The following is a 10,414-nucleotide window of genomic DNA, read 5'->3' on the forward strand; positions in this document are numbered from 1 at the left end:
CGCCATTATAAGGGGGTATGAAATCGTACTCTTTCCCGATTACTTCTTTACTCCCACTGTCGAGAAGGTCAAAAAGCTGTTTTAACCTGTACCAGTAGGTAACAATAGGGGCAATCGTTTCACCCTTATCTTTTTTTCTGCAATCACATCCCTTATGCTTTGGAGGCTGTAGCTCTTGTATATCTCATTATCAAGTGGCAGTAAACCTCTGGCTTCGGCATAGAATACAAAAAGCAATCGATACAGGAAAATAAGAGTATTTATTCTTACATATTCCAAATCGTTTTTTAATGAAGGATTTTTTTGAATAAAACCGTCGGCAATAAGTTTGAGAGCCTCGTAAACATTGTTTCTTACATCGTCTTCCAGCTCCTTTGAGAATTTAATGCTTTCTTCATAAACCCTATCAAGGAAGGACACTTCTCCGTCCTGTTTGAATGCCTCATGACTGAAGAACCCGTAGAAATACTTAAATCCTTCTTTATCATCATGTTCCAACAGGTATGGAAGATTTACTTCATAATATAAATTTGACGAAAACCCAACTTTTTTTGAGTAGATTCTCCACAGCTTCCCATTTGTCAGGACCCCCCAGGGGATCTCTGTTATCTTAAGATACTTCTTTATCTGAACTGCAGGATTTTCTTTTCGACCTCCATCCAGGGGAACATCCCATTTCTTAGCCTCGGCTATTCCGCTAGCCATTTTAAAGTAAGTATCTGAATCTTTGGCACTTCTGAATTCTTTCGCCAGTTCTTTCTTTTCTAGGGTCTCAAATAATGCATAATCAGGTTTATAATCAATACCTTTATCAGATATAACTCGAGGCTGGACATCATAAACATGGGCGAGAATTCTGAGAATAGGTTTTAAAAAATCCTCCTCAAGCTGGTCTTCATCCCATCTGTCAATAGTATCCCTATAACGGAAGTAGAGTTCCTTTATCTCCTCGAAAGCTCTTTGGGAGTCCTCCTCAATTTTTACCCAATATGAATCATGAGGCAGTCTATTTATTAGAAAATGCTGTGAGAACAAATTACCCCTAAAAGGATTTTTTCCTGGAAGTGTGGTCTGCATTTTTATCTCCACTCCTCCTAAACATTAAATATTTCAATAATGTTTACAAAGCTATTTAATAGTTTTCCCCTGTTTTACAATTTCCGTCACTTGATAAAAAAGACTTATTCTGCAAATTTATATAACTCTTTTGATGCTTGGTCAAATTACTTTCATCAGCCCTGCTCACTCTCTCAAATACTGACCACCTACAGGGGTTGATGGCTTAACTGTTAGTGAATTCTGGTATTGGACTTAATCTGAATTTTGAACAGACGAAATTGCCGAATCATATATTAAGGATAAATCCCTTATGAGTATCCAATGACACTCCAGAAGATTTTAGAAGATCTTCATATCAGGGATTTAAGGGAACTTGGGGCAAAATTTGGCGTATCTGCCAGAAGTAAGTCTGATTTAATAAAGAAACTTTTGGACGCTGGTATAACAGAAGACGAAGTTTCTGCATATCCTTCGATGAGCGAAGTAAGAAATTTTGAAGACCCTAAAGGAGTAACTATTGAAGAGCGAATAAAAGCTTACAAAATTGCAAAAGAATATGATCTTTCTTGGCGAACAGCACACTTAGGAGATAGAATCCGACGGGAACTAAAACTTAATATGGACCCAGAAACTATCCGAAAGGTCTCAAAGTATGGTGTCCTTTTCCATGAGGAAATTGAAGCCATTCTAAAAAATAGACCAGATTTGTTTTTCCCATCTAGAATTATGAAGCCTTATAAGGGGCCTTGGTATAACGTAGACGTAGTTCTCATAGATGAAAACGGGACTCTTTATCTTATTGAGATCAGTTATTCAAGCGACACAAGGATGGCCATTGGTCAACTCCTTTATTACAAAAAAGCCTTTGAACTGAGGAAGAAAATCAGAAATTTACGACTCGTGCTGATAACTAATCAGGTTAACCAGATCATCGAAGAGGTTTGTAATGAATTGGGAATCATTTTAATTGATGTAAGCCCTGATTCAATAGAAATGAAAATGGACCGCTTGAAAAGAACAAAAATAAGGACGATATTGAAGGGGAAAAAGTCAGATCAAAATGGATATAGACCCGACTACATTATTGAGTAGCCGGGCATTTACAAACCTACCGCTTTTTTTTGCGCCCTGGCTTGCGTTTGTATCTTTTTTCCCATGGCTGTTTGCTTTTTCTTGCTCTGTCTCGTGGACCCTTTTTCCTTAAATTATCTGGCATACAACCACCTATTTACTCCAGCCGAGGTGTGGAGAAAAAAGGAAAAACTTATATATAGGTAAAGAGAAAAACCTCCTTAAGTGTGGGAAAGAAGTTTTTCTCATTCTTCCTTTCTTCTCCCATATTTACACCTCTTGCTTTCATCCTAACTGGATGTTTTCCCCAAACGCTGTCCCCCTAGTACCCTTAACCCTTATAGGGTTAGAAATCTTAGTATTCTCTGAACTTTTTGTAAACATATCATTTAGTTTTACTTATATTTAAAAGTTTTGATTAGAATCCTTAACCTTATGCCGGATGATTCATAAATTTGTTAACCTAAAAGACTTATTTTTTCATTGCAGTGATTCACCTGTTCGAAAAGCTAATGACTGATAGACCAACGTTACGGAAGAGCTTTTTGGATTAACAAAAGGTCCAATAGATCCAAAAGCAGCTGAAGTATGGCCCAATGAGTAATTTTCCAATTGAATATCTGGGCATCCTGCAGACTTTGTAGAGTTGGAATAAATGGCATACAGAGTTCTAATCGATAGAGAGGCTCTAGAATATGTCAACAGCCTTCCGGAGAAAAAACAAAGGATAGTAAAGAGAACCTTAAAAGCTTGGAGAAAACCCTACCCGGGATTTGGCAAAGGAGACAAGGAAAAGCTCATATATAAGGGAGAGTACAGGCTGCACATAGGCAGGACCTTCACCACTTTCTACAGGGTTTACGATGAAGAGAAGGAAGTGAGAATCCTGAAGGTTATGACCATAGAAAAAGCTCACAAAGAATATGGCATGATGTAAAGCTGCAGCCCTCTCATACTGATTAACGCTTTAGGGTGTTCTTCGGCTCTGCGGCAACCCAAAATTTTTATTAAAAGTCAGCTAAACTTATGTTGAAGAGAAGCTGAATGTGGCGGGCCTCAAAAAGGAGCCAGAAGATGAACAAAGTGCTGGGCTATGTCTTGATTGCCTCTTCGGGGGCCGCAGCCTATGTTATAAGCAGTCTTTATCCTGCCATCAACGCCCTATTTATTGCACTTATCTTCGGCATAGCCTTCGGCAGCATTATCCAAAATAAGGAAGTCAAAGCCATCGCAGAAAAATCTCTGGTTGTAACCCTCCCTGTGGGCATAATACTCTACGGCGTAAATATCAGGCTTCCTCTTCTCTGGGATTTTCCTGCCCAGATGATACTCCTGATCTTCCTTTCAGCGACGCTTATGGGTTTTGCTGTTTTTTGGTTTGCAAAGATTTTCAGGGTGAGGGAGAAGCTTGCACTACTTCTCGCATGCGGCACAGCCATATGCGGTGTATCAGCAATAGCTATCCTCTCGCCTATAATCAAATCCAAAAAGGAGGAGTTTTCAGCCGCCATTGTTATAATAACAGTGGTTGGGTTAACAGGAGCACTGCTCTATCCATTTCTGGGCTACATTTTTGGGATGACCTCCAAGGTCTATGCCTTTATGAGCGGAGCAACACTCCATCAGACGGGACTTGTGGTGATAGCCTCCAAACCCTTCGGCGATGAGGTCCTTCTGGATGGACTTGCGGTGAAGGGGATACGCATAGCCATGATAGCTCTCGTAGCTCTCTTAATCTCCTTTATCTATGCGGAGCACAGGTTTTATATTCCCTGGTATGTGGTTATCTTCCTCCTTGTAGCCTCTTTCACCAATTTTATTCTCCCATGGGAGATTGTCAGGATGCTCGAGCCCCTGTCCACCATAGCCTTTTCCATCACCCTGGCTTCCATAGGATTCTCAGTCAATATAAGAGACGTCCAGAATATGCGTCTTAGCCCACTCCTCGCAGCCTATATGGGATGGTTCAGTTCTGTAGCCCTGTTCCTTATTATCATGAGGTGGGTATTATGAGAATGCCCATATTTTTCAAGATAGTTATTATTTCTGTTTTATTTTCCTTGCTGTCTCTGGCTCTTTTTACAGTCAGCTTCGCCACGCCAGGTGGATTTAGCCCTGCCTATTTTCTCTATATGCTGATAATCATTCTGGGGATATCTCTCTTTGTCGCAGGCAGTATAACTGAGCCCCTTGAAAGGCTGAAAAGGGGATTTGAGAACATCATGAAGGATGGCAATGCCTATGTGGAGATAAACACAAGCGATGAGTTCCAGGACCTTGCTATCGCTTTTAATCATATGGCAGGAGAGCTAACAAGGCAGAGGGAGATGCTGAAGAGGAGCGAGGAGAGGTACAGACACCTCATTGAGGACATAAACGACTGGGTATTTGAGGTGGATGAAAACTGGAGATATACCTACTCCAGTCCAAAGGTTAAAGAAATTCTTGGTTATGGCCCTGAGGAAGTTCTTGGTCGAAAACCCTTCGATTTTATGCCTGAAGAGGAGAAAGAGGTGGCCAGAAAAAAAATCGAAATCATAAGGGAAAAGCAGACATCATTCTCAGGACAGGAGAATGTGTTCAGGACGAGAGACGGGCAGCTTGTTGTCCTCGAAACCAGCGGCAGACCCTTTTTTGATGAGGAGGGAAACCTGAAGGGTTACAGGGCTGTCAGCAGGGATATCACGGCAAGAAAGAAGGCTGAGGAGAGATTGGCCTACCTGGCGGGCATTACTGAGCACTCTGTTGATGCCATAATATCCCTTGACCTGCAGGGACAGATAGTCTCCTGGAATAAGGGAGCTGAGATGATGTTTGGTTACAGGGAGTCTGAGGTTATAGGAAAGCCAATACAAACAATAATGCCTGAGGAGCTCTGGGATTTGTGTGGTGAGAATCTGAAGATGGCAATCCTCAATGGTTACGCCAGAGATATAGAAACCATAAGGCTCGCGAAAGATGGAAGGAAGGTGCTGGTGGACCAGACGCTTACCACCATTTACAACCCCAGGGGGGAGCTGATAGGGTTTGTTGCAATGATGAGGGATATAACCAAGCGCAAGGAGGCTGAGGAAGAACTCAAAAAGGCATACAGGCAACTGGAGGAGAAAACCAGAGAACTGTTGAAATCCCAGAAGGTGCTGAAATACTTTGCGAATATTGTTGAATACTCTAACGATGCGATATATTCAGTCAATATGGACGGTATTATCACAAGCTGGAATAAAACTGCCGAGAAGATGTTCGGCTGGGAAAAAGAGGAAGCTATTGGCATGTCCACAGACATACTGCTGCCAGAAGAAATTAAAAACGAGACCTCTTTTCTCATACTAAAGATAATGGAGGGTGTGAAGTTTATCTCCTACGAGACCAGAAGGCTTAGTAGAGACGGCGAAATAATAGATGTGGATGTGACAATCTCGCCAATACTGGATGATGGCGGCAGACCATCCGGCTTTTCGGTGATAGCGAGAGACATCACTTCCAAGGTGAAGGCTGAGGAGGGGATGCTGAAGAGGATTCTGAAGTATGATGTGAGCAGAGGTAAAATTTACCTGATCGAAGAACCTGTACCCGAGCTGGCAAAGGATGTATTCTGCGATATGGTTAAATGCGGCTATGCTGGAACAATAATAACAAGGAGACTTCCAGACGAGGTAAATGTGCATAATGCCACCTATTTCTGGCTTTCTGAGAAGAAAGGAAAAGATACCCTTTCGCCAGATATTTCAGAGATAGAATCCGCGATAATGAACCTCCCCAACTGGAACAACGCGGTACTTCTGGAGCTGGACTATATTCTCCTCAAAAACAGCTTTAAAAGGGTATTTGAATTTGTTCAGAGGATGAAAGAGGCCTTCTACTTCCTAAAAAAGGGTGTGCTACTGCTCTCTGTAGACCCGGAGATCCTAACCCCGAGGCAGATAAAGCTCCTGAAAAAGGAGTGTGGCACAATAAAGCCAAAACAGCACGACCTGCCTCCGGAGGTGTATGAGATTTTGAGATATGTTTACATGCAGAACAGAATTGGTAAGAAGCCGTCCATCAAGGAAATTACTCAGAAGTTTAGTGTCGCCAGAAATACTGCAAAAAAACGTATAAGATACCTGGAGGGGAAGGGATTTATAAGGGTGGTAAAGGTGGGCAGACTCAGATTAATGGAAGTGACTGAGGAGGGGAGAGAGCTCTTCTACTAGAGGGCTGGCATTTGAACATATCTGACACTTTTTTTGACGATATAGATAAGCAAACTGTCATCCTCTTATCTTCTTAATCCTCGACAGATGACTTAGCGAGGAGGTATAGGCTGTGAGCAACAGAGATATGAGTGCCCAAGTCGATAGGGAGTGGAACAAACTATGGAAAACAGATGACTGGTGGGCAGTGTGGGAAGATTTGCTCAAGCTTTCTGGTTATGGAAAACGAAAACAGAGTACTCATGTCCAATTTAGCAGGCTCTACAGATGCAAGAGGAAGTAAACGCCTGTACTCTGCGACGCTTTTGTGTGCATTCCCCGGAGTCGATGTGTAATGAAGCATATACCCGCCCATAAGATCATAGTGCTCAAAAGAACCTTCTGCCCACCTGCAGCAGTGATTATATCTAACATAAAAAAGGCAAAAAGTGGAGATGTGCTCCACGTAAAAGCTTCAAGGTGTCAGGAGCGGATGGTGGAGGACGTTGCAATTCACCTGGACGCTGAGGTGATTCTAAAGGATAAAAGAGGGCCTACCATCAACCTCTGGATTTTAAAAAAGTAGCGGCCTCAAATATCAGCGCATGTACTCTGCTAGCCTGCTCTCAAACTCAGGCACGTAGGGGACAAGCATCAACTGAAGTATGCGGTCAATGTTAAAGAGGAAGGCTATACCAGCGATTATCAGCACCCAGCCAGCGATTTTCTTGGCATAACCGCTGTACCTGCTGATGCCGACAAACCTGCTGGTTGCGAACTTGCCCAGGTAGGCAATGGAGAGCATGGGTATTCCCATACCTATGGAGTATGCAAAGAGGGAGATTCCGCCTGTGAGCATATCGCTTGTCATCAGCATAAGCACCGGACCGAGCACAGGTCCGACGCAGGGTATCCAGACTATGCCAAGGGATAGTCCGAGGAGAAGTGCTCCCAGGTAGCCTTCTCTCCGCGCCGTCGTAAAGCTTGTAAGGTTCAGCCTGCTGAGGAGCAGAGTTGAATAAATTACAAAGTAGCTGTTCAGCTTCTCACTAACCAGAATTGCGCCCATGAGTATTATCAGAAAGATTCCAAGCATGCGCAGCCCTTCCGCCACTGGGCCCATAGCTTCTCTGAAAATAGAGGTTAGCACGCCCATAGCGGTGAAGGTTATACTCATCCCGGCGACAATTAAAAGGGGGCGCAGTTTTGAGCCGGTGCTGCCTGCCATCACCACGGGCACAAGAGGGAAGACGCAGGGCGAGGTTATGCTCAATATTCCTGCAAGAAAGGAGATAAGCACCAGTTCCATCTAGAGCACCTTTCTATCACTTCAAACTACCGGAAGCAAAAACCTTTAAAAATCTGGATGCAATAGATACTAGGGTATAGTATGGATTTCAAGGGCAGGGACATAATTTCAACACGCGACCTCTCCAAAGAGGAGATTGAGTACATCCTCGGGAGTGCTGAGAGGATGGAGGCCAGGCTTGGGGGTAACTTAAACCTGCTTGAAGGCCACACCCTCGCCTGCCTGTTCTTTGAACCGAGTACCAGGACCAGACTCAGCTTCGAGGCAGCGATGAAGCGCCTTGGAGGCAGGGTTATAGGTTTCTCAAAGACGGGTACCGCCTCAGTTGCCAAAGGTGAAAACCTTACAGACACCATAAAAACAGTTGCATGCTACGCAGATATCATAGTGGTGCGTCATCCCCGCGAGGGTGCCGCTCGCCTTGCCGCAGAGGTAAGTGATGTGCCGGTGATAAACGCCGGTGATGGCTCTAACCAGCATCCAACACAGACGCTTCTCGACCTCTACACAATATACAAGGAGAAGGGGAGGCTTGATGTCAGGGCAGCCATTGTAGGGGACCTCAAGTACGGGCGGACTGTGCACTCACTCGCACATGCCCTGGCGGTATTCGGTGCAAGTTTGATTCTGGTCTCGCCCTCCGGGCTTGAGATGCCGCCAGAGGTGCTGGCAGACCTGCGTGAGATTGGAGCAGAGGTAAGGGAGACCTCCAACCTGGAAGAGGCGATAGGCAAAGCAGAGGTGCTCTATGTTACCAGGATACAGAAGGAACGTTTTCCGGATCCGGAGGAATATGAGAAGGTGAAGGGCGCTTACAAGATAACACCGGAGACCCTTAAATCTGCAAATGAAGATTTAATAGTGATGCACCCTCTGCCAAGAATAGACGAAATCGCACCAGAGGTTGACCTCACAAAACATGCGCGCTACTTCCATCAGGTACGCAACGGTCTACCTGTGAGGATGGCTCTGCTGGCGCTTGTGCTGGGGGTTGAGTGATGGAGAAGGACATACGGGTGAGAAAAATCAAAGACGGCACTGTCATAGACCACATAACCGCAGGACAGGCACTCAATGTGCTTAAAATAATAGGAATAACACGCGAGTTTCCAAAGACCACGGTAACCGTCGCAATAAACGTGCCCTCCCGGAAGGCGGGACTAAAGGACATAGTGAAGGTGGAGGGGAAGGAGCTTCACAGTGAGGAGGTTGACAAGGTCGCCCTCATCGCTCCCAAGGCGACAATAAATATAATACGCGACTACCAGGTTGTGGAGAAGAAGGAGGTCTCAATTCCAGCGAGCCTTGAAGGCGTGCTGAAGTGTGCCAACCCCAACTGCATAACCCATTTCGAGCCTGTTAAAACCAAATTCCATGTGGAGAAGAAGGAACCCATAAAGCTCCGCTGCCACTACTGCGAGCGTGTGATGAGCGAGAGTGATATAGTTAGGCAGTTCTAGCGAACTCAACCCGAAGTTTGTGGGGAGACACGCAAAGATAGACAACAGCGGCAAGCAGCGCCGGGTTTAATGGTCTCCTTCCTTCAGAGCTTCTTCAACCCTGCGCCTGAGCTTTTGCAGCTCATCCAACACCCCCATCTCCTTGCATACCTCCTCCAGGTAATCCATATCCAGCTTTCCCATCTGCCTGACATAAATGCTCATAGCATCACGGATATCCTGTTCGCTGCCAAAGAGGAGCTTGTTGGCGATGGTATCCTCGGGAGAGGCTATGTAAATTTTAGTCCCTTCCAGCACTATTGGTTTTTTTGTTTCAAGGCTTCTCTTCTCTCTTATCCCGTAGACACCCTTGGCATCTATGTGATATTCTGATTTTAAATCAAAAATTGTGAAGTGGGTCTTCTCTTTCAGGGCATCCTTTATATCCTCTACCGTTACGCTGAAATCCCTCTCTTTTAAAGCTTCTACCAGCCTTTTGATATCTTTTCCTTCCAGATTGATTATTATGTCCACATCTCTGGTGGTTCTTATATTCCCCCATCCGGATACAGCTATTCCTCCCACAATTACGTAATCAATTTCAAGGTTCTCCAGAATTTTAACAATTTCATTTACCACTTCTTCTAGGGTTCGCATTTTCTATGAAGCCTCTCAGTAAATTTTATGAGGTCAAACATCGTCTTTATGGTATCCTCAGGAGTTCTGCCTCTGAGGAGGAGGGCGTCGCGTATCCACTCCCTCTCCCGCTGCTCCCTTGCACGCTTCCTGAACTCACTAATTTCCTCAGTCAACATTTTTCTCCCGCTTTTCTAAACATCTCTCGCCCTGCTTGTTTCTTCCCCTAATATACCTAATATTAGATTGTTGCACCTAAATAAAATTCTTGTGGCATCCCTCTCTGCCAAACCGCTCCCGCATTTATTTCAGCAAGCACCGCAACTTTTATATATCTGCTCATGCCACTATGTGGCATGCTAACAAATAGCATGAGGTGATCTATATGAGCGAAACAGGCAAGCGCGTTAGACTTGAGAGGATAATAAACCGCGAGACGCGGAAGACGATAATCGTGCCCATGGACCACGGTGTTAGCTCAGGACCAATTGCAGGCTTAATAGACATGCCGGCGGCGGTGAACAGTGTCGCCGAAGGCGGGGCGAATGCGGTGCTTCTCCACAAGGGCATAATAAAGCACGGTCACCGCGGTTATGGCCGTGACATCGGCTTAATAATGCATCTTAGCGGGAGCACCTCCCTTTCTCCTGACCCCAACCACAAGGTTCTTGTTGCTACTGTTGAGGAGGCGCTCAAGCTGGGTGCAGATGCGGTTAGTATACACG

At 44.7% G+C, this 10,414-nt stretch carries 12 protein-coding genes; 8 read left to right on the forward strand and 4 right to left on the reverse strand.

Features of this window, described 5'->3' with window-relative positions:
• Nucleotides 1-81: 81 nt before the first annotated feature.
• A complete protein-coding gene (locus ACXJJW_RS05780) occupies nt 82-1,077 on the reverse strand; it encodes a hypothetical protein (RefSeq protein WP_456474787.1) in 996 nt (331 codons plus the stop codon).
• A 303-nt stretch (nt 1,078-1,380) separates the two neighbouring features.
• Between ACXJJW_RS05780 and ACXJJW_RS05785 the strand changes: the two genes are divergently transcribed.
• From ACXJJW_RS05785 to ACXJJW_RS05805, 5 genes are all read left to right on the forward strand, one after another.
• Nucleotides 1,381-2,151 (forward strand): hypothetical protein, encoded by a 771-nt coding sequence (locus tag ACXJJW_RS05785; RefSeq protein ID WP_456474788.1) that lies wholly within the window; start codon nt 1,381-1,383, stop codon nt 2,149-2,151.
• Between the two features lie 634 nt (nt 2,152-2,785).
• Nucleotides 2,786-3,067 (forward strand): type II toxin-antitoxin system RelE family toxin, encoded by a 282-nt coding sequence (locus tag ACXJJW_RS05790; protein ID WP_456474789.1) that lies wholly within the window; start codon nt 2,786-2,788, stop codon nt 3,065-3,067.
• A gap of 137 nt (nt 3,068-3,204) precedes the next feature.
• Nucleotides 3,205-4,143, forward strand: coding sequence for a putative sulfate exporter family transporter (locus ACXJJW_RS05795; RefSeq protein ID WP_456474790.1), 939 nt, complete (start codon nt 3,205-3,207; stop codon nt 4,141-4,143).
• A complete protein-coding gene (locus tag ACXJJW_RS05800) occupies nt 4,140-6,326 on the forward strand; it encodes a PAS domain S-box protein (RefSeq protein WP_456474791.1) in 2,187 nt (728 codons plus the stop codon). Before ACXJJW_RS05795 ends, ACXJJW_RS05800 begins: the two co-directional genes overlap by 4 nt.
• A 334-nt stretch (nt 6,327-6,660) precedes the next feature.
• A complete protein-coding gene (locus ACXJJW_RS05805; RefSeq protein WP_456474792.1) occupies nt 6,661-6,891 on the forward strand; it encodes a hypothetical protein in 231 nt (76 codons plus the stop codon).
• 12 nt (nt 6,892-6,903) lie between these two features.
• On the opposite strand, the gene ACXJJW_RS05810 is transcribed toward ACXJJW_RS05805, so the two are convergent.
• Nucleotides 6,904-7,614 carry a cytochrome c biogenesis CcdA family protein gene (locus ACXJJW_RS05810; RefSeq protein WP_456474793.1) on the reverse strand — a complete coding sequence of 237 codons (711 nt, stop codon included), beginning with the start codon at nt 7,612-7,614 and terminating at the stop codon, nt 6,904-6,906.
• Between the two features lie 81 nt (nt 7,615-7,695).
• Between ACXJJW_RS05810 and pyrB the strand changes: the two genes are divergently transcribed.
• Both pyrB and pyrI read left to right on the forward strand, forming a co-directional pair.
• Nucleotides 7,696-8,613 (forward strand): aspartate carbamoyltransferase, encoded by a 918-nt coding sequence (gene pyrB / locus ACXJJW_RS05815; RefSeq protein WP_456474794.1) that lies wholly within the window; start codon nt 7,696-7,698, stop codon nt 8,611-8,613.
• A complete protein-coding gene (gene pyrI / locus ACXJJW_RS05820) occupies nt 8,613-9,074 on the forward strand; it encodes an aspartate carbamoyltransferase regulatory subunit (RefSeq protein ID WP_456474795.1) in 462 nt (153 codons plus the stop codon). Before pyrB ends, pyrI begins: the two co-directional genes overlap by 1 nt.
• Before the next feature lie 66 nt (nt 9,075-9,140).
• On the opposite strand, the gene ACXJJW_RS05825 is transcribed toward pyrI, so the two are convergent.
• Entirely contained in the window at nt 9,141-9,710 is a 570-nt protein-coding gene (locus tag ACXJJW_RS05825; RefSeq protein ID WP_456474796.1) for a DUF6036 family nucleotidyltransferase, read from the reverse strand.
• Nucleotides 9,698-9,868, reverse strand: coding sequence for a hypothetical protein (locus tag ACXJJW_RS05830; RefSeq protein ID WP_456474797.1), 171 nt, complete (start codon nt 9,866-9,868; stop codon nt 9,698-9,700). Before ACXJJW_RS05830 ends, ACXJJW_RS05825 begins: the two co-directional genes overlap by 13 nt.
• Before the next feature lie 206 nt (nt 9,869-10,074).
• Between ACXJJW_RS05830 and ACXJJW_RS05835 the strand changes: the two genes are divergently transcribed.
• On the forward strand, nt 10,075-10,414 hold a 340-nt coding region (locus ACXJJW_RS05835), incomplete at its 3' end, for a beta/alpha barrel domain-containing protein (RefSeq protein WP_503417199.1).

It is taken from the genome of Candidatus Pyrohabitans sp. (assembly GCF_054014795.1).